This is a genomic window from Bradyrhizobium sp. McL0615 (assembly GCF_049993905.1).
In the GTDB taxonomy this organism is placed as follows: domain Bacteria; phylum Pseudomonadota; class Alphaproteobacteria; order Rhizobiales; family Xanthobacteraceae; genus Bradyrhizobium.
Window position 1 is genome coordinate 7,760,863 of the sequence record NZ_CP188254.1, and the last position, 19,127, is coordinate 7,779,989.

21 protein-coding genes are annotated in these 19,127 nt (G+C 63.1%); 10 read left to right on the forward strand and 11 right to left on the reverse strand.

All coding sequences use genetic code 11. The annotated features are described in order from the left end of the window. Positions 1-288 precede the first annotated feature (288 nt). Both ACPPVP_RS37350 and proC read left to right on the forward strand, forming a co-directional pair. Positions 289-789, forward strand: coding sequence for a YbjN domain-containing protein (locus ACPPVP_RS37350; protein WP_426528538.1), 501 nt, complete (start codon positions 289-291; stop codon positions 787-789). Between the two features lie 172 nt (positions 790-961). Further along, positions 962-1,786, forward strand: coding sequence for a pyrroline-5-carboxylate reductase (proC, locus tag ACPPVP_RS37355; RefSeq protein WP_426528539.1), 825 nt, complete (start codon positions 962-964; stop codon positions 1,784-1,786). A gap of 121 nt (positions 1,787-1,907) precedes the next feature. On the opposite strand, the gene ACPPVP_RS37360 is transcribed toward proC, so the two are convergent. From ACPPVP_RS37360 to ACPPVP_RS37390, 7 genes are all read right to left on the reverse strand, one after another. Next, entirely contained in the window at positions 1,908-2,303 is a 396-nt protein-coding gene (locus ACPPVP_RS37360) for a thioesterase family protein (protein ID WP_426528540.1), read from the reverse strand. Between the two features lie 162 nt (positions 2,304-2,465). Continuing rightward, complete coding sequence (locus tag ACPPVP_RS37365; RefSeq protein WP_025590867.1) at positions 2,466-2,669, reverse strand: tautomerase family protein; 204 nt, start codon at positions 2,667-2,669, stop codon at positions 2,466-2,468. A gap of 119 nt (positions 2,670-2,788) precedes the next feature. Further along, positions 2,789-4,564, reverse strand: coding sequence for a histidine--tRNA ligase (locus ACPPVP_RS37370; RefSeq protein ID WP_426528541.1), 1,776 nt, complete (start codon positions 4,562-4,564; stop codon positions 2,789-2,791). A 139-nt stretch (positions 4,565-4,703) separates the two neighbouring features. After that, positions 4,704-5,222: a YegJ family protein gene (locus tag ACPPVP_RS37375; RefSeq protein WP_426538265.1), complete on the reverse strand. Its 519-nt coding sequence runs from the start codon at positions 5,220-5,222 to the stop codon at positions 4,704-4,706. Positions 5,223-5,468: 246 nt separating this feature from the next. Then, complete coding sequence (locus tag ACPPVP_RS37380; protein WP_426528542.1) at positions 5,469-6,362, reverse strand: branched-chain amino acid aminotransferase; 894 nt, start codon at positions 6,360-6,362, stop codon at positions 5,469-5,471. Between the two features lie 125 nt (positions 6,363-6,487). Then, positions 6,488-7,564 carry a branched-chain amino acid aminotransferase gene (locus ACPPVP_RS37385; RefSeq protein WP_426528543.1) on the reverse strand — a complete coding sequence of 359 codons (1,077 nt, stop codon included), beginning with the start codon at positions 7,562-7,564 and terminating at the stop codon, positions 6,488-6,490. Positions 7,565-7,644: 80 nt separating this feature from the next. Beyond that, on the reverse strand, positions 7,645-7,782 hold the full coding sequence (locus ACPPVP_RS37390; RefSeq protein ID WP_426528544.1) for a hypothetical protein: 138 nt from the start codon (positions 7,780-7,782) through the stop codon (positions 7,645-7,647). A gap of 137 nt (positions 7,783-7,919) precedes the next feature. Between ACPPVP_RS37390 and ACPPVP_RS37395 the strand changes: the two genes are divergently transcribed. From ACPPVP_RS37395 to ACPPVP_RS37405, 3 genes are read left to right on the forward strand one after another with little or no spacing between them, the layout of a single operon-like run. Further along, a complete protein-coding gene (locus ACPPVP_RS37395) occupies positions 7,920-8,474 on the forward strand; it encodes a MarR family winged helix-turn-helix transcriptional regulator (RefSeq protein WP_426528545.1) in 555 nt (184 codons plus the stop codon). Between the two features lie 20 nt (positions 8,475-8,494). Continuing rightward, a complete protein-coding gene (locus ACPPVP_RS37400; protein ID WP_426528546.1) occupies positions 8,495-9,211 on the forward strand; it encodes a response regulator in 717 nt (238 codons plus the stop codon). Between the two features lie 2 nt (positions 9,212-9,213). Continuing rightward, on the forward strand, positions 9,214-10,596 hold the full coding sequence (locus ACPPVP_RS37405) for an ATP-binding protein (RefSeq protein WP_426528547.1): 1,383 nt from the start codon (positions 9,214-9,216) through the stop codon (positions 10,594-10,596). Positions 10,597-10,800: 204 nt separating this feature from the next. Here ACPPVP_RS37405 and ACPPVP_RS37410 read toward each other — a convergent pair whose 3' ends face one another. Together ACPPVP_RS37410 and ACPPVP_RS37415 are read right to left on the reverse strand one after the other, a co-directional pair. Then, positions 10,801-11,346: a DUF3617 domain-containing protein gene (locus ACPPVP_RS37410; RefSeq protein ID WP_426528548.1), complete on the reverse strand. Its 546-nt coding sequence runs from the start codon at positions 11,344-11,346 to the stop codon at positions 10,801-10,803. A gap of 106 nt (positions 11,347-11,452) precedes the next feature. Next, complete coding sequence (locus ACPPVP_RS37415) at positions 11,453-11,773, reverse strand: hypothetical protein (RefSeq protein ID WP_426528549.1); 321 nt, start codon at positions 11,771-11,773, stop codon at positions 11,453-11,455. Positions 11,774-11,939: 166 nt separating this feature from the next. Here ACPPVP_RS37415 and ACPPVP_RS37420 point away from each other — a divergent pair, with 166 nt between their 5' ends. Together ACPPVP_RS37420 and ACPPVP_RS37425 are read left to right on the forward strand one after the other, a co-directional pair. Continuing rightward, positions 11,940-12,401, forward strand: coding sequence for a hypothetical protein (locus ACPPVP_RS37420; RefSeq protein WP_426528550.1), 462 nt, complete (start codon positions 11,940-11,942; stop codon positions 12,399-12,401). Between the two features lie 121 nt (positions 12,402-12,522). After that, a complete protein-coding gene (locus ACPPVP_RS37425) occupies positions 12,523-13,203 on the forward strand; it encodes a ribonuclease T2 family protein (protein WP_426528551.1) in 681 nt (226 codons plus the stop codon). 157 nt (positions 13,204-13,360) lie between these two features. Here ACPPVP_RS37425 and ACPPVP_RS37430 read toward each other — a convergent pair whose 3' ends face one another. After that, on the reverse strand, positions 13,361-14,494 hold the full coding sequence (locus ACPPVP_RS37430) for a calcium-binding protein (protein ID WP_426528552.1): 1,134 nt from the start codon (positions 14,492-14,494) through the stop codon (positions 13,361-13,363). 184 nt (positions 14,495-14,678) lie between these two features. Here ACPPVP_RS37430 and ACPPVP_RS37435 point away from each other — a divergent pair, with 184 nt between their 5' ends. Beyond that, complete coding sequence (locus tag ACPPVP_RS37435) at positions 14,679-15,539, forward strand: 23S rRNA (adenine(2030)-N(6))-methyltransferase RlmJ (RefSeq protein WP_426528553.1); 861 nt, start codon at positions 14,679-14,681, stop codon at positions 15,537-15,539. Positions 15,540-15,801: 262 nt separating this feature from the next. Beyond that, positions 15,802-16,017 carry a cold-shock protein gene (locus ACPPVP_RS37440; protein WP_028350729.1) on the forward strand — a complete coding sequence of 72 codons (216 nt, stop codon included), beginning with the start codon at positions 15,802-15,804 and terminating at the stop codon, positions 16,015-16,017. A 176-nt stretch (positions 16,018-16,193) separates the two neighbouring features. Here ACPPVP_RS37440 and ACPPVP_RS37445 read toward each other — a convergent pair whose 3' ends face one another. Beyond that, positions 16,194-16,817, reverse strand: a complete 624-nt coding sequence (locus tag ACPPVP_RS37445) for an outer membrane protein (RefSeq protein ID WP_426528554.1) — start codon at positions 16,815-16,817, stop codon at positions 16,194-16,196. Between the two features lie 225 nt (positions 16,818-17,042). Here ACPPVP_RS37445 and uvrC point away from each other — a divergent pair, with 225 nt between their 5' ends. Beyond that, positions 17,043-19,121 (forward strand): excinuclease ABC subunit UvrC, encoded by a 2,079-nt coding sequence (gene uvrC / locus ACPPVP_RS37450; RefSeq protein ID WP_426528555.1) that lies wholly within the window; start codon positions 17,043-17,045, stop codon positions 19,119-19,121. Positions 19,122-19,127 lie beyond the last annotated feature (6 nt).

Below are 19,127 nucleotides of genomic sequence, written 5' to 3' on the forward strand. Positions count from 1 at the left end.
GGACCGGCCTGATTTCACCGGCCGCCGGACTCCGCGGCGCTCGAATCCGATTCCGGTTTGTTCTCTGATTAATAACTGAAGCTGCGATCTGCTGTGGACGACGCCGCTTTGGCCTGTGGACGGACTCAGGGGCGAGTTGCGTGGATTCCGCAAATCACATCAGTTGAGCTTCGACACCCCGGGAGGATCAGCGATCGGGGGGAGTGCAACCGGCGCCGACGCATCAATTCAACGAGCGCCGTGCTCCGAGTGCGTATCAGAAGAATTCAAAAACAAGGTCGAGACGGCATGTCCCTCCTCGAAGGCATTATCGATTCCCGGAACAACCCGTTGGCGGCGGTCGAGGACATTGCCGCCGAAAACAACTGGGCGTTCGAGCGCTCCGGCGAAGACGAAGTCACGATCGTCTCCAAGGGCAGCTGGACGGACTATCAGCTCTCGTTCACCTGGATGGCGGAGATCGAGGCCCTGCACCTGGCCTCCGCCTTCGACATGAAGATTCCGGCTGCGCGCCGCCCCGAAGTGCAACGGCTGATCGCCGCGATCAACGAGCAATTATGGGTCGGCCATTTCGACATCTGGACCCATACCGGCATGATCATGTACCGGCAGGCGCTGGTGCTGCCGGGCGGGCTGACCGCCTCCGGTGCTCAGTGCGGGGTCATGCTGGCCGGCGCCATCCACGCCTGCGAGCGCTATTACCCCGCATTCCAGTTCGTTGTCTGGGCCGGCAAGACCGCGCCGGAGGCGATGAGCGCGGCGATGTTCGACACCGAGGGCGAGGCGTAGGCTCCGCCGCCTCCACATACTCCGCGTCGTTCCTGCGAACGCAGGAACCCATGCGCCGTGACCTCAGGGCTTAAGCAAACTGCTTGTGGCCTCTCTTCCGCTTCACTAGAACCGCCTGTGGTTATGGGTCCCTGCTTTCGCAGGGACGACGGCAGAATCTGCGGTGACGATTGTGAGCAACAACACCCTTCAAAACGTCCACGGCACGATTGCACTCGCCGGCGCCGGCAAAATGGGCGGCGCGATGCTGACCGGCTGGCTGGCCGGCGGCCTCGACGGCAGGCGCGTGGTGGTGATCGAACCCCATCCTTCGCCCGAGATCGGCGCGCTGGCGGCGCAGGGAATCCGGCTCAATCCGGCCGCGCAAGATACCGGCGAGGTCGACACGCTGGTGGTTGCGGTGAAGCCCCAGTCGTTCCGCGAGACCGGCGCCACATTCAAGCCGTTCACCGGCCCGTCGACGCTGGTGGTCTCGATCATGGCCGGCACGACCATCGCCTCGCTCGAAGCGGTCTGCGGCGGCAGCGTGGTTCGCGCCATGCCCAATACGCCGGCCGCAATCGGCCGCGGCATCACGGTCGCGGTCGCCGCCAAGCGTGTCAGTACCGCGCAGCGCGCGATTGCCGATGCGCTGTTGCGCGCCACAGGCTCGGTGGAATGGGTCGACAAGGAAAGCCTGATGGACGCGGTGACCGCGGTCTCCGGCTCCGGTCCGGCCTATGTCTTCCTGCTCGCCGAAGAACTGGCGCGCGCCGGCATCGCGGCCGGCCTGCCGGCGGAGCTTGCCGCCCGCCTCGCCCGCGAAACCGTCGCCGGCTCCGGCGAACTGCTGCACCGTTCGGAACTGGCTCCCGCCACGCTGCGCCAGAACGTCACCTCGCCAGGCGGCACCACCGCCGCCGCGCTCGATGTGCTGATGGGACCGAACGGCCTTCAGCCGCTGCTGACGCGCGCGGTAGCCGCGGCCACGCAGCGTTCGAAGGATCTGGCGAAGTAGGTGAAGTGCAAGGAATCGTAGGGTGGGCAAAGCGCAGCGTGCCCACCATCTTTTTTACACCGAGAGAATGGTGGGCACGGCGCTTCGCGCCTTTGCCCACCCTACGGCTCCGAACGAGCCACTACTTCCCTGCAAGCCGCTTCGTAAACGTCTCGGCATTGACGAGGCCGCGGGCGTGGCGGCCGTCGCCGATTCTGCGCTCGCCCTCGAAGGCCTCGACCTCGAAGCGGATCACGCGCCGCTCAACCGCGACGACTGTTCCGGTGACGCGCACGATCGCGCCGACCAGCGACGCGCCGAGATGGCGGATATAAACCTCGGTTCCGACCGTGATCCAGCCCGGCTGAAGATACGGCCGGATGGCGTCGCTGGAGGCCATCTCCATTTCCAGGATCATCATCGGCGTCGCATACACCATCGGCATGCCGGGCACGAAATGCCCGACCGTGCGCTCGGCCGGCACAACCAGCGTCCGTTCGGCGCTCATGCCGATCTTGATGAAGTCGCGTGCGTCCATGGATTGCTTTCGCGAAACCGGTGTCGTCCCGGCCTTGCGCCGGGACCCATACCGCGTGATGCCTCGATCAAGGCAGCGATGCCGGACGCCTGCCGTAAACGACTAGCGCCGGTGGTTATGGGTCCCTGCGTTCGCAGGGACGACGAGAGATGGGAGCCAGCCTTACTTCTTCGCCGCCGCCGCGCGCTCCACAAATGTCTTGCCGCCCTTCATCTTGTGGGCCAGCGGCGCTTCGTTGATCTGGATCACCACCGCATCGGCGTCGACGCCGAGGTTTTTCACCAGCGCCTGCGTGATGTCGCGCATCATGCCGGCCTTCTGTTCATCGGTGCGGCCGGCGGCCATGCTCACGGTAATCTCAGGCATTGGGTCTCTCCCTTTTTGTTTTCGTCATGGTCGGACTTGTTCCGGCCATCCACGACCTTTTCTATCAAACAAGACGTGGACGCCCGGCACAAGGCCGGGCATGACGCTGGAATGAATGGCTATCCCCACGTCACATCATGGCGCGCCAGCACTTCGCGCACGGCATCGACGAGCTTGGCCTGATCGACCTCGTATTGGGCCTCGGCCTGCTTCTTCAAATACTCTTCGCGGTCCTTGATCTCGGTAAGTCCCGCGCCAAGGATGAGATCCTTGATCTGAATCTTGCCGTTCGCCCTTTCATTCGATCCCTGGATGATTACGCAAGGCGAGTTGCGGCGGTCGGCATATTTGAGCTGGTTGCCCATGTTCTTGGGATTGCCAAGATAGAGCTCCGCGCGGATGCGAGGTCCATCCGGCTTTTCCGGATCGACAAGAGCGTTGCGGAGTTGCGCAACCATCTTCTGGTAGTCGCCAACTCGGTCACTGTCGAACACGGTGACGACGACGGGACCGAACTCCGGGCGCGTGTCGAGTTTGCCGAGCATCGCTAGCGCGGCCTGAAGGCGCGACACACCAATGGAGAAACCCGTTGCCGGCACGGGCTCGCCGCGAAAGCGCGAGACCAGCCCGTCATAGCGACCGCCGCCGCCGACCGAGCCGAAGCGAACCGGACGGCCCTTTTCGTCCTTAGTGTCGAGGGTGAGTTCGACCTCGAGTATTGGACCGGTGTAATACTCTAAGCCGCGAACGACCGATGGATCGACGCTAATTCTAACGTCGTCAAGTTCTATCCTTTCCACTTCCCCCGACGCAGCATCGCTGAATGGAACGGTTTCAACATAACCTGCGACCTGGAAAACTCGCTCCATCTCTGCGAGTTCATTTAGACCAGCGGCCAACGTTTCGTTCATCTCAAATATGAGAGCAACACGCCAAAGTACGTCTAAATTAAAGCTCCAATCATACCTTCTGCCGGTTGGATTGATGTCCTTCCACTCAATCGCCTTCCGAGCCAAGCGCCCATGATCTGCTATATTGGTATCCCAAGTTGATGGAGGATCACAAAACGGATTTGGAAAAGCAGTATCGATGTCGATATCTTCTTCTTCGAAAACACCTTGCTCAATCTCTGAAAAGATATCACCAAACCTTAGGAACCGCAGAAGGGGCTTGATCTGCCAATCGCGCAACCCGGCTCCCTTTGTAACGTCGCCGCTCGCATCGGTCCGCCCCGGCCCCAAGAGTTCCGCCACAGCCTCCAAACCAAGTCGATCATATTTATCCAACGCACGAAGTACGGCTAAGCGCCTCTGCGCGTTGTCATCACCGTCCAAATCGACCGATACTAAGACCCCATCGAGAATCTTCCGGTTATTTATCTTCACGACATACTGATTGCTCTCAATGCCGAGCGCCTCCATCGTGTCCGCCGCCATCATGCACATCTCGGCGTCCGCCGCCGGCGAACCGCTGCCGACCGTATCGGCATCGAACTGCATGAACTGGCGGAAGCGGCCGGGGCCGGGTTTTTCGTTGCGGTAGACGTAGCCGGCGCGGTAGCTGCGATACGGCTTCGGCAGTGCGTCGAAATTCTCCGCCACGTAGCGCGCCAATGGCGCGGTCAAATCGTAGCGCAGCGAAATCCACTGTTCGTCGTCGTCCTGGAACGAGAACACGCCCTCGTTCGGCCGGTCCTGGTCGGGCAGGAATTTGCCGAGCGCGTCGGTGAACTCCATCGCCGGCGTTTCAACCGGCTCGAAGCCGTAGCGCTCGTAGACTTCGCGGATTTTCTCGACCATCTGGCGCGTGGCGGCAATCGCCGCCGGGCCACGATCTTCCAGCCCGCGCGGCAGGCGGGCGCGGAGCTTCTGGGTTTTTTTGGGTTTTTCAGCCATGGGGCGCGTTGGTACCAGCCAAGGCCCGGCCGGGCAACCGTGTCGCACGGCCAACACCAGACCCCGTCATGGCCGGGCTTGACGGAGGATTGCGACCTGACCGAACCGGTCCTTGCGCCGCGGCCTTGCCCTTACCGGCCTACGGGGTTTCCAGCCGCGCGCGAAGCGCGTCGGCGTCGGCCTTCGGCAATGATTTCAGGAGCGGCCTGATGGTCTCGCCACCGACGATCTTGCCGTTGCGCATGAACATCCAGTCCGAGATGTCGGCCTCCTTGAACAAGGCCACCTCGCCGGCCTTCTTGCCGGGCAGATCGCGCGGCGCGTTGGCGAACCGTCCCGAATAGCGGCCATCCGCGGTCTTCTTCACGTCGGCCATCCAGATGTGCTCGCCATTGTTCCTCGGATTGGGAAACCGCACCTTGAGCGAGTGACCGGTCTCCGACGGCTTTGGCGCTTCATAGGAGGCCCAGAACGTCGGCAGTGTCGCCCGCCCCTTTGCGATCGCGGCGTTCATCTCCGCGTTGCCGGAACTGAGGTCGATCACCGGCGAGCGATCCTGCGCCCTGACGGCCCCCGTCGGAGAGCCAAGAACCGCGAGTACCGCCGCGACGGCGGCCGCCACCACGCATTTGGAGCACATTGAGAAGGCCGAGGTCATTGCCGCCATTTCACACACCGAATTCCATTCGCAATCCGGGGAGTTGGTCGCACGAAGCGGCGAGTGCGTTCATGCGCGAAAAGATTTCGAGGCATGACTTTCTTACCTCGCCCCGCTTGCGGGGAGAGGTCGGATCGCCCTTGCGATCCGGGTGAGGGGGTACAGGTCTCACGCCGTTCAGAACCCGTGGAGAGAGCCCCTCTCCCCGCGAAAAGCGGGGCGAGGGAGCGAGAGAGCGTGCCCATCTTACGCCGCCGCAGTCTTGTTGTCCTTCAGCTGCACTTCTGCGGTGTAATCCGCCATCAACTGCTCGGAGATCTTGCCGGGCGTGAACTTCCAGTTCGCAATCTCGGACACCGGCGTCACCTCCGCCGCCGTGCCGGTGATGAAGCACTCGGTGAAATCAGAAAGTTCCTCCGGCATGATGCGGCGTTCGATCACCTCAATGCCTCTGCGCCCGGCGAGATCGATCGCGGTGGCGCGGGTGATGCCGGCGAGGAAGCAGTCGGCGATCGGCGTGTGGATCTTGCCGTCCTGGATGAAGAAGAGGTTGGCGCCGGTGCATTCGGCGACGCGGCCCTGCCAGTCCAGCATCATGGCATCCGCATAACCGGCACGCTCCGCCTTGTGCTTACTGATGGTGCAGATCATGTAGAGACCGGACGCCTTCGCCATCGCCGGGATCGTCGCCGGATCGGGCCGCCGGTATTCGGCAAGACACATCCGGATGCCCTTCAGCTTCTCGGCCGGATCGAAATAGCTCGGCCAGTCCCAGGCGGCGATGGCGAGGTGGATGGTGTTGGTCGGCGCCGAGACGCCCATCATCTCCGAACCGCGCCAGGCGATCGGGCGGAGATAGGCATTCGGCAAGTTGTTCCTGTCGATCACAAGCTGCTTTGCTGCATCGATTTCGGCGACCGACCAGGGAATCTCGAAATCGAGGATGTTGGCCGAGTTCTTCAGCCGCTCGGAATGCGCGGTGCTCCTGAAGACCTTGCCGCCATAGGCGCGCTCGCCCTCGAACACGCAGCTGGCGTAATGCAGCCCGTGGGTCAGGATATGCACATTGGCCTCGGCCCACGGCACCAGCCTGCCGTCGTACCAGATCACGCCATCGATCTTGTCGAATGAAACTCCCATGGTCTCTCTCCTCGATTAAGCCGTTTCAATGGGACAAGCGTCAGCCGTCGCGCGACTCGACAAGTCGCACGCATCAAGGCGCTTAAGTCGTTATTGCTAGCGCAGCGAAATTATTCCGCCGCCAGTCACAAGACCTTCTTGATCCAGTCATGCGGGTCTTCCGCACGGCCGTACTGGATATCGACCAGCTGCTTGCGCAGGCCCATCGCAACAGGACCCGCAGCACCGCCGCTGATCTCGAAATTGCCGCTCGCCGAACACACCTTGCCGATCGGCGAAATCACCGCCGCCGTGCCGCAGGCGAACGCTTCCTTGAGCCTGCCGCTGGCGGCATCCTTGCGCCACTGCTCGATCGTGTAGGGCTCCTCGCGCACAGGCGTGCCGGAATCCTTGGCGAGCGCAATGATCGAATCGCGGGTGATGCCCGGCAGGATCGTGCCGAGCGGCGGCGTCGAGAGCGAGCCGTCGTCGAACACGAAGAAGACGTTCATGCCACCGAGTTCCTCGATATAGCGGCGCTCGACCGCATCGAGGAAAACCACCTGATCGCAGCCGTGCTCGATCGCCTCGGCCTGCGCGCGCAGGCTCGCCGCATAATTGCCGCCGCACTTGACGGCGCCGGTGCCGCCGATCGCGGCGCGCGTGTAGTTCTCCGACACCCAGATCGACACCGGCGCTGGTCCGCCCTTGAAATAGGAACCGACCGGCGAGGCGATGACGGCGAAGATGTATTCCGCTGATGGCTTGACGCCGAGGAAGACCTCGTTCGCGATCATGAAGGGCCGCAAATAGAGACTGCCCTCGCCGCCCGGGATCCAGGCGCTGTCGATGCGCACGACCTGTTCGACCGCTTCGATGAACAGAGGCTCGGGCACCGGCGCCATGGCCATACGTTCCGCCGAATTCCGGAAGCGCCTTGCATTGGCGTCGGGGCGGAACAGGTTCACGCCGTTGTCGCGCTTGTAGGCCTTGAGGCCCTCGAAAATCTCCTGCGCGTAGTGCAGGACGGCCGCGGCCGGATCGAGCGAGAAATTGGCGCGGGCTTCGACGCGCGCGTCATGCCAGCCCTTGGCCTGGTTGTAGCGAACGATCGCCATGTGATCGGTGAAAATCCGGCCGAAGCCCGGGTCCGCGAGCTTTGCCGTGCGCTCCTGCTCAGGGGTTGGATTCGCCGCCGGCTGGATTTCGAATTTCAAACTCATGCCCTTGCTTCCTGCCCTTGCTTTCCGCTGCCGGAATCGGCGCGATTCTGGCGCCGGCCGGCCTCTCCGGGCCGGCTGGCTCAATAGATCTGGACTTCGCAGGCCTGGACTTCACCACCACCAGCCTTGCGGCCGGTTTCCTGCGCTGCCATGTCCGTGACGACATGCTTTTGCGGGATGCCGAAGTCCAGTATGTTTGCCGAAATACCGCTCGACAATCGCACGGTAGTCCATTTGCGGCCGTTGCCGCCATCGCTGGCTTTTTCCGACTGCCTGACACGTCACCAGGTTCGAAACGACTTAAAGTTTCGTCGTGGCTGGCAGTTTTGTAACATTGAACCCAAGATATGTCAACATGACTGACATAAATTTCTCAAGGGGACCCGCCGACCCTGATTCGCAAGGGAACGCAGGCACATCCCCTGCCCCGCGGGCCGGCGAATTGCGCTGGGACATCATTGAATTGTTGTTCTTCGCCTACCGCGACTTCGTCGGCGATGCCGACCATGAGCTCGAGGCCTTCGGCTTCGGCCGCGCCCATCACCGCGTGATGCATTTCGTCTACCGCTATCCCGGCCTCAAGGTCGCCGACCTGCTGGACGTGTTGCGGATCACCAAGCAATCGCTTGGCCGGGTGCTCAAGCAGTTGCTCGACGAGGACTACATCATCCAGAAGACCGGCAATAACGACCGCCGGCAGCGCCTTCTTTACGCCACCCCCAAAGGCGAAGCCTTGGTGGCAAAGCTCGCAGGGCTGCAGACCGATCGCATCACAAGCGCGCTCCGGGACATCAATCCCGAAGGCGTCGCGGCGATTAGCCAGTTCCTCCGCGCGATGATCGATCGCGAGGACCCCGACAAGGTGTTAGAGGCGATCTTCGGGACCGGCAGCAAGAAGCCAAGGGAGTAATCGTGGCGCAAGGAGCAACCATGGCGACGGCCGCCGCGCGCGCAACGCAGCAACTGGCCGACGACGCCCCGCACCTCCTGCTGGTCGACGACGATCGCCGTATCCGCGACCTGTTGTCGCGGTTTCTGTCCGGCGAGGGTTATCGCGTCACCACCGCCTCGAGCGCGAACGACGCGCGCGCAAAGCTGCTCGGCCTGCATTTCGATCTGCTGATCCTCGACGTCATGATGCCCGGCGAAACCGGCTTCGACCTGGCCCGCTTCATTCGCACCTCTTCCTCGGTGCCGATCATCATGCTGACGGCCCGTCATGAAGCGGAAGCGCGGATCGAGGGCCTGCAGATCGGCGCCGACGATTATGTCGCAAAACCGTTCGAGCCCCGCGAACTGATCTTAAGGATCGGCAACATCCTCAAGCGCAGCGCGCCACCGCCGGTGGAGGCGCTGGAGCAGATCGCGTTCGGCCCTTACGTGTTTCATCTCGACCGCGGCGAATTGCGCCAGGGCGAGGAGATCATTCACCTGACCGACCGCGAGCGCGAAATGCTGCGCATTCTGGCGGTCGCACCCGGCGATACCGTACCGCGCGCGGCGCTGACCGGCGGCGGCACGGTGAACGAGCGCGCGGTCGACGTGCAGATCAACCGCCTGCGGCGCAAGATCGAGCGCGATCCCGCCAATCCGCTGTTCCTGCAGGCGGTGCGCGGCATCGGCTATCGCCTGGTCGCGTCGCCCTGAGCATGAGTACGATCGACACCGGCCTGACGTTCATCCGCAATGCGTCGCAACGCGTGTCCAGAGCCAATGGCTGGATGGGCAACGCGTTCAAGAGCTGGATGCCGACCGGCCTCTATGCCCGCGCGCTGCTGATCATGATCGTGCCGATGGTGATCCTGCAGACGGTCGTGGCGTTCGTGTTCATGGAGCGGCACTGGAACACGGTGACGCGGCGGCTGTCGGCGGCCGTGGTGCAGGATATTGCCAGCCTGATCGACGTCTACAAGTTCTATCCGCAGGACAAGGAGCGCGCGCAATTGCGCCGCGTCGGGCAGCGGCTGCAGCTCGTGGTCGATTTTCTTCCCGTCGGCGACATGCCGCCGCCGGGGCCAAAACCGTTCTTCTCGCTGCTCGACCAGACGCTCTCGAAGAGTCTGCGCCAGATCGGCAGGCCGTTCTGGATCGACACCGTCGGCAAATCCAACCTGGTCGAAATCCGCATCCAGCTCGACGATTCCGTGATGCGGGTGTTCGCGCAGCGCAACGCCGCCTACGCCTCGAACTCAGAGATCTTCATCTTCTGGATGCTGGGCACTTCCTCGATCCTCTTGATCGTCGCGGTGCTGTTCCTGCGCAACCAGATCAGGCCGATCCTGCGGCTGGCCGAGGCCGCCGAAAGCTTTGGCAAGGGACGCGAGGCGCCAAACTTCCGTCCCCGCGGCGCGCGGGAAGTGCGGCAGGCGGCGCAGGCGTTCCTGGAAATGAAGGCGCGCGTCGAGCGCTCGATCGAGCAGCGCACCGCGATGCTGGCCGGCGTCAGCCACGACCTGCGCACCATCCTGACCCGCTTCAAGCTCGAACTCGCACTGATCGGCGACAGCCCCGAAGTCGACGGCATGCGCAAGGACGTCGACGAAATGGCCGGCATGCTGGAGGCCTATCTCTCCTTTGCGCGCGGCGACAGCGGCGAGATCGCGCAGCCGACCGACATGGAGATAGCGCTGGAAGATCTGCGCAGCGACGCCGAGCGCAACGGTCACACCGCGACGGTGACGTTCCACGGCCTGCCCGTGGTGACGGTGAAGCCGGCCTCGTTCAAGCGCTGCATCGCCAACCTCGTCTCCAACGCGGCGCGCCACGCCAACACGGTCGCCATCACCGGCCACCGCGATCACCGCTATCTGACGGTGACGATCGACGACGACGGACCCGGCATTCCCGCCAATATGCGCGAGGAAGTGTTCAAGCCGTTCCTGCGGCTTGACGATGCCCGCAACCAGGACGAAGGCGGCACGGGCCTGGGGCTGGCCATCGCCCGCGACATCGCCCGCTCGCATGGCGGCGACATCACGCTCAGTGATAGCCCGATGGGCGGCCTGCGCGCGACGGTAAGGGTGCCGGTGTAGGTCCCGCGCGTAGCCCGGATGGAGCGCAGCGCAATCCGGGACGTCTCGCCCCGCACAGAGCCCCGGATTGCGCTGCGCTCCATCCGGGCTACAGGCTGACCCCGTTCTACTTTGCATGGGGTTGTTTTCGATATTTTGTGTCAGGGCCCTGCAGCGCACCGCCGAAGCCGACGGCAAAACCGAGTCCCGATCCGCTCCGGATTACTACTTCGGCGGCGTCTTCGGAATCAGCGCCTTCAGCTTTTCCATGTCCTTCATGTTTATCTTCATGCCACCGGGCATCAGGATGTCGCCGGCCTTTTGGTCGGCCTTGCAGGCGCCGAGCCATTTGGCCTCGATGGTCGTGGCGCTGTCGCGCGGCCCGCCCCCCGGGCCGCCCTCGCTGTGCGAGGTCGATTTCACGGTGTAGGCGGAATTGAAGTCGCCGATGATCTCGGCGTGCGACTTGATCGTCATGCCCGCAACACCGCAGACGGAATCGCTGACATAACCGGTCGCCGTCTTCTGGATGTCCTGCTTCGAGCAGATATCCTTGGCCATCGGCGCCATCGCCGTGCTCATGTCCTTGTCGGTGGTCTCGTCGGTGCATTGCTGCATCGTCATTTCGGGCGATGGCGATCCTGCGCGCAGCACCTTCATTTCCCATAGTCCGGCCTTGCGCACCGGCAGCTCCACGGCCGCGGCGCCGCCGACCTGCAACAGGGCAACCAAACCAACGGCCGAACAAGACACAAGAAGTGATCGTCTCATACACAGGCTCCCGCTGAATTCTTCCACAATATCGTGGCGCGCGAAGTGAACACACGCCCCGCGTGGCAAAAACATGTCCAGCCGGAAAACCGGGTAGCGGTTGTGCTCAGTAAAGCGTGCGCAGCGGCCGCTCAGCGGCGCCATAGGGCACCCAGCGGCAGGCAAAGGAAACGTAGCCGCCGTAATTGGGCTGCAGGCCGAGGAATTTCACCACCTTGCCGTAGCGCGCGCAGTGGTCGACGGCGAGCTGGCGGGCATCGGCCTGCATCGCCAGCGGATAGGCGATGATGCCGCCGGTGTCATTGCCCTTGAACGACGGCACCGTGTCGATGTCCAACCATTGCGCCTGCGCCGGCGTACCCGCCAGCATTCCGCCCATGACTACCAGAGACATGGCAACCAGGCACGCGGCCACAATTCTTCGCATCGCAGACTCCATTTCGCTCGAAGCCCACCATAGTGTGCGCCGATGGCCATGAAAAGAATGCTTGCAGCACGAGGCGGACTTGGCCGTCAGGTGTTGCCGCGCTGCACTTGACCTCGTCAGGGCTTCGCGGCACCGTCTCGCGCGTTGGCTTACCGACGGATTCCCCATGCGCAACCTGTTCACATCCTTGAGAGCACTCGGCCTGATGACGGCGGCGCTCGCCTTGCTGGCCTCCAGCCCTGCCGCCCAGGCCGCCAACCCCCTGGAGCTGAATTTCGGGCTGTTCGGCCCGAAATATGACGGCCGTGTCGCCGAATGCGAGCGGGCGCTGTCGACGATCTCGTCGCAATTCCAGGAGAAGGAAGGCAAGTTCTGGAATTCGGCGCTTGTTATCACCGGCTTCGGACGTATCCGCGAGACCGCGTTTCGGCCTTGGCAGTCCGACAACATCCCGCGCCGCTACTGCAGCGGTGACGTTATGTTGAGCGACGGCAAGATGCGCACCGTGCACTACTCGATCATCGAGGATGGCGGCTTTGCCGGCTTTGGACAGGGCGTCGAATGGTGCGTGACCGGCCTTGACCGCAACTGGGCGTACAGTCCCGGCTGCCGGGCAGCCAGGCCCTGATTCCCTGACCGGGCCGATCGAATCAGGCCTTCCGCGGCTGCATTTCGCGACCACCCAATTTTGTTCTTGAAATGTTCCGGCTCCCTGCTAGGCTCCAAGTAGTCGAGTGGAGGGGCGTTCGATGTACCGATCCGTCATTATTTCGCGGCTTCTGATTTCGCTGGCGCTTGTTGTCGTCTCCGCCGGGATGGCGTGTGCGCAGGACCGCCGGCAGAACGCCCCGGGCGAGTTCGATTTTTATGTCCTCGCCCTGTCATGGTCGCCCTCGTTCTGCGAGGCCGCGGCTGAGCGCGGCAATAGCGGGCGCTCGCAGGTCCAGTGCGAACGGCCCTATTCCTTCGTGGTTCACGGCCTGTGGCCGCAATATGAGCGCGGCTTTCCCGAATATTGCCAGCGGCCCTCGCCGCGGCTCGATCGCAACATCATGACCTCGATGCTGGACCTGATGCCGGCGCCCGGCCTGATCTTCAACGAATGGGACAAGCACGGCACCTGTTCAGGCCTCGGCGCGCGGGCCTATTTCGAGGGCATCCGCAAGGCGCGCGCGGCGGTGAAGATCCCCGAGGAATTCCTGCAATTGTCGGAGCCAAAAACCATCGCGCCGGGCGATCTCGAAGCTGCCTTCATCAAGGTCAACCCCGGCCTGAGCAGTTCGGCGATTTCGGTGACCTGCTCAGGCCGGCGCCTGAGCGAGGTGCGGGTCTGCCTGAGCAAGGACATGCAATTCCGCGCCTGCGAGGAAACCGACCGCCGCGCCTGCCGGCGTGATGAGGTGGTGATGCCGCCGGTGCGCGGCGGCTGAAGATCCTGTTCCGCCGTGCCAGGCAGTATGCCAGGGCATGGCAGCCCACCACCTAGCGCAGACTACCCAGAGTTGTCTGCGTTCCCGGCCATCCGCGCCATTTTCGTCGTCTGCAAGGTGCGTGGATGGCCGGGACCCCCTCCACGCCAAGGCTGCGTCAGGCGCTAATGTCCAGGCTGGTGCGATCGGCGAAGCTCAGTCGTGCCGGTCCATTGAACGCAAGGGAATCGTTCGAGCCCTTGAAGTTTATTGTGGTCCTGCCGAACTGCTGGGTGACGATAACGTCATTCAGCGAATAACCACTGATCGATAAATCGACACTGCCGCTGCCGTTGTCCACCCAAACGACATCGTTGCCGTCGCCCTTGGCAAAATTGATCGTCGAGTTATCACCCGTTACCTTGATGTGATCGTCACCGGCGCCGCCCGTCACCGTCGAGTATCCACCGACCTGGATAATATCGTCGCCAGCGCCACCATCGACGACGGAATAATCATTGGTCCGCACATGGTCGTCACCGTCGCCAGCTGAGACAATCGCATGTGAGTAGGTGTGGACGCTGTCGTTACCGGTGCCGGCGTCGACAACCGCATGGCCATAGGCGTCGATGATATCGTTGCCCGCACCGCCGCTCAGGTTGGCGTGATCGTAGGCGCGGAGGCTGTCATCGCCGGCGCCGCCGTCAAGGGTGGAATGGTCGTAGGCCGTGAGTATGTCGTTGCCGTTACCACCCGAAACATTCGAATACGCATAGGTGCTGATGTAATCATTGCCGTCGCCGCCGGTGGCCGTTGAATGATCGTACGTGCGGATATGATCATTGCCGGCGCCGCCATCCACGGTCAAATAACCATAGGTGCTGACGGTATCGTCGCCGTCGCCGGCGACGACGTTGGCCCGGCCATCGACATCGATTATATCGTTGCCCGCGCCGGCATCGATCGTGGCGTTGCTGGCCTGAACCCTGATGACGTCGTTCCCGCTACCGCTGGTAATCTTGAAAAAGTCTATGCCGGCGGACGACCCGGCATCACGGCCGTGACGTCTGTAGCTCTGAAAGGCGTCAACCTGCGCCTGCAACCGATCGACCGCAGATCGTTCTGCCGACGCCCGCGCCAGCATCTGTTTGGCGCGGTGCGAAATACTGACCGTGGTCACCGACACGGACACCGATGACGATACGGTGCTTGCTGCACCGTCCCCGCTGGTGCCGGCACCCGCTACGGCGGTGCTGGTCTGCGAAATCGACCAGGTCGTGTAGGATAAATAGGCGGCAGCAATTGTACTCATGGGCAACTTCCTCGTCTATTCTGGACGGAACCGGAAAATACACCCGAGACCGAAATGATCGGTTAAGGCGAGCCGTCGAAAACTCCGGCAATCCCGCCAACCCAATTGCAGACGCCGTCCCGCCGCGCGCATCTTCGGACGATATGGGTTACTTTCCGGGCCCCGATGTCGTAACCCCTCCCCCATGAACTACCGACACGCCTTTCACGCTGGCGGCTTCGCCGATGTCATCAAGCATATCGTGCTAGTGCGCATGCTGGCCTATCTGCAAGAGAAGCAGGCCCCGTTTCGCGTCATCGACACCCATGCCGGCGCAGGCCGCTACGATCTCACAGGCGAAGAGGCGCGCCGCGGCGGTGAATGGCTGACCGGCATTGCGCGGGTGCTGCAGGCGCGGTTTTCGGAAAACACACTGCCGCTGGTGACCGGCTATCTCGACATTGTCCGGGCGTTCAACTCCCCGGGCAAGCTCGAGGCCTATCCCGGATCGCCCCTGATCGCCCGTGCGCTGCTGCGGCCGCAGGACCGTCTCACCGCCTGCGAACTTGAACCCGGCGCCCGCAGGCAACTGATCGACGCGCTGCGCCGCGACAGCCAGGCGCGGGTGGTCGATCTCGACGGCTGGACCGCGTTACCGGCCTTCGTGCCACCCAACGAGCGGCGCGGCCTGGTGCTGATCGATCCATCGTTCGAGCAAAAGGACGAATTCGACACGCTGGCCGGCGGGTTCGCCGAAGCCTATGCGAAATGGCCGACCGGCAGCTACCTGATCTGGTATCCGGTCAAGAGCCGGCGGGCCACCGACACCCTGGCGCGCCTTGTCGCCGGCGCTGCCGCCGCCAGCAAGCCGGCGGGCAAGTGTCTGCGGCTCGAATTTTCGGTCGCGCCGCAGGCGGCGGGCGGCCCCCTCACCTCCACCGGCCTCCTGATCGTCAATCCACCATGGACGCTGGCGGCCGAGCTAAAGACAATTCTACCCGAACTTGAAAAGCCGCTCGGCCAGGGCGGCGCCGCCCGGTTCAGGCTGGAGACGCCCAAGCCCTGAGGCCCCGGCCGGTCAGGTGAAAGTTACGAATCGCCATAGGCAATTCGCGCAAATCCGTATTATGCTCAGGCCGTTGGGACTGGCTTTACGTTCCGCTTCCGCGAATGGTTGCGGCGGAGTGATCAAGGCCGAATAAAATCCAGGTCGGTCGGGACGTAAGCCCGATCGGCGAAGGTGGCCAAAGCTTCCGGCAGCGAATGTCCGGTCGGCCGGTACGCGAATTACGCGTAGCGGCAGAGCAATACGGGGGAGGAGTTTCCCGATGGCCATGACTGGAACAGTCAAGTTCTTCAATGGAGAACGCGGCTACGGCTTCATCAAGCCCGATGATGGCGGCCGCGATGTGTTTGTGCATATTACCGCCGTTGAGCGGGCCGGACTGAAGGATCTGACAGAAGGACAGCGCATTACGTTCGAGGTCGAACCGGACAAGAAGGGCAAAGGCCCCAAGGCGGTCAACCTGGTGATTTCATCGTAAACCGACGCTCGCGTTGGACGCGGACTGAATTTTTGGCTGGCGAAGATTTCGCGGGGCACGGCATCGCCGCCCAGAGCGTCGAGCCGCGCGGCATCCACACGCGTACCCTGCCTGAAGACAAAAAAATCCCGGCGACTTACTGCCGCCGGGAGGTGGTAACCAACCGTTTCTTTGTTCTAGAAGCGATAGTTTACGCCGGCGCGGATCAAGCCGAACCGGTATCCGTTTGACGCGCCTGTAACGACGAAGTTGCTGTTGGCCAGATCGACATAGAGATATTCGATCTTGGCGCTCCAGTTCGGGGCGAAGCCCATCTCGGCGCCGGCGCCGAGCGTCCAGCCCGCATTGGTGTGGGATTCCGACAAGCCGAAGGTGGTGGCGCGCAGTTCGCCGAAGGCGAGACCGCCCGTGCCGAAGAACATGATGTTGTTGAAAGCAAAGCCGGCGCGACCGCGAACCGTGCCGAACCAGGGGTTGGAGAATTTCCACGGTGCGAAGGTCTCTTCGGCGCCGGTCGCCTGGATGTCGCCTTCGAGACCGAATACCCACGGGCTCCCGGGCTGCTGCCAATTGTACCCAGCTTGAACGCCGCCCACGAATCCTGACGGCTTGGTCGGGTTGTTGGCGACCGAGCCCCAGGAATAGCCCAGGTTGCCGCCAAGATAGGGACCCGCCCAGCTAAAGGAATCGAACCGCTGGTTGCTGGTGTAGGTGCGTCCGTAATTGAGGTCGGCTGCCTGTGCCGACATGGTCCAGCCGGCACCGATCAGCGCCAGTGCGCCCAATACAAACCTGCTCATCACGCCACTCCACGCAACTGCCGCGACCAATCCCGGGGGGGACACCGGCTTGGTTACGGAACTCGACTTTTTCCTGTAAGATTTATCGAGAGTTTTAAGTTAAAGGGTTGTTAAGCCGGGTTACCGCCCGCTCATCATTCTTAAGGAAGCGTTACCGGCGCCTTTCCCCCGGCAAGGCGTGCCCGAGCGCTGGCGATGCCGCCCGGCAGCGCTTAATTTAGGCCCATGGATCACGATTCTACCGACCATCCGGAGCCCCCGCGCAAGGCGCGGCAGGGTTCCCAGCCGGATCTGCCTCCGCAGGACCTGATCGCCGCCGACGTCGACCCCGCGACATCCGCCGCCGAGGAGGACGACGAGGCGCGCCTGCCGGAAGCCGCTGAGGACGCTGCCGAGGCGATTGCCGAAGGCCCGCTGGCGGTCGGCCACGCGGCCATCGAAAACGCGGTGCGGCTGGCGCCGACCTCTCCCGGCGTCTACCGCATGCTCAACGCCGGCAGCGACGTGCTGTACGTCGGCAAGGCGAAAAACGTCCGCAAGCGGCTCTCCTCCTACGCCCGCGTCAACGCACCGCTGCCGGCGCGCATCCTGCGGATGATCGCGGCGACCGTGACGGTCGAGATCATCTCCACCACCACCGAGACCGAAGCGCTGCTGCTGGAAGCCAACCTGATCAAGCAGCTGCGGCCGCGCTTCAACGTGCAGCTGCGCGACGACAAGTCGTTTCCCTACATCCTGATATCAGGCGACCATTGGGCGCCGCAGATCCTCAAGCATCGCGGCGCGCAATCGAGGGCCGGCCGGTATTTCGGACCGTTCGCATCCGCCGGCGCGGTCGGCCGCACCATCACGGCGCTACAGCGCGCCTTCCTGATCCGCTCCTGCACCGACGGCTTCTTCGAGAGCCGCACCCGGCCCTGCCTGCTCTATCAGATCCGCCGCTGCTCGGGCCCCTGCACGCGCGAGATCGACTTCCCCGGCTATACCGAGCTGGTGCGCGAGGCCACCGATTTCCTGTCCGGCCGCAGCCATGCCGTGAAGCAGCTGCTCGCCGGCGAGATGGAGAAGGCGTCCACTGAACTCGAATTCGAGACCGCGGCGCTGTATCGTGATCGCCTCGCCGCGCTGTCGGCGATCCAGTCGCAGCAGGGCATCAATCCGCGCACCGTGGAAGAAGCCGACGTGTTCGCCATCCATCAGGAGGGCGGCTATTCCTGCGTCGAAGTGTTCTTCTTCCGCACCGGCCAGAACTGGGGCAACCGCGCCTATTTCCCGAAGGCGGAGAAGTCGTTCACGCCAGAGGAAGTGCTGGCCTCGTTCCTCGCGCAATTCTACGACGACAAGCCGCCGCCGAGACTCATCCTGCTATCGCATGAGATTGAGGAAAGCGCGCTGCTGGCCGATGCGCTCTCGGTCAAGGCCGGCTTCAAGGTCGAAGTCTCGACGCCGAAGCGCGGCGAAAAGAAAGAGCTGATCGCCCACGCGCTGACCAATGCGCGCGAGGCGCTCGGCCGCAAGCTGAGCGATACCGCAACCCAGAGCCGCCTGCTGCAGGGCATGGCGGCCACGCTCGCACTGCCGCAGGTGCCGAAGCGCATCGAGGTCTATGATAACAGCCACATCCAGGGCACCAACGCCGTCGGCGCGATGATCGTGGCGGGACCGGATGGATTCATCAAGAACCAGTATCGCAAGTTCAACATCAAGTCCGAGGGACTGACACCCGGCGACGACTACGCGATGATGCGCGAGGTGCTGGAACGGCGCTTCAAGCGGCTGCTGAAACCGCCGGAGGGCGATGCCGCCCAAACAAAACCTGGCGCGAAGGCCGACGATGATTCGTTTCCGCAATGGCCCGATCTCGTCATCATCGACGGCGGTCGCGGCCAGCTCAACGCCGTCAGGGAGATTTTCGAGGGTCTCGGATTGACCCAGGTCGCCCTGATGGCCGTCGCAAAAGGCCCGGACCGCGATGCCGGGCGGGAGACCCTGTTCATGCCGGACCGCGAGGCCATCAAGCTCGAGCCGCGCGATCCCGTGCTGTATTTCATCCAGCGGCTGCGCGACGAGGCGCATCGCTTCGTGATCGGCTCACACCGCAAACTGCGGAAAAAAGACATCAGGGAAGCGGGCTTACAGGAAATCCCGGGCATCGGCCCGTCACGCAAACGTGCCTTGCTGCATCACTTCGGAACACTGAAGGAGATCGAGCGGGCCTCGATCGCGGACCTCGGCAAGGTTCCCGGCGTCAGCGCCGAAAGCGCCCGCAAGATTTTCGAGTTTTTCCATGCACAGCCGGGGTAAGGGGAC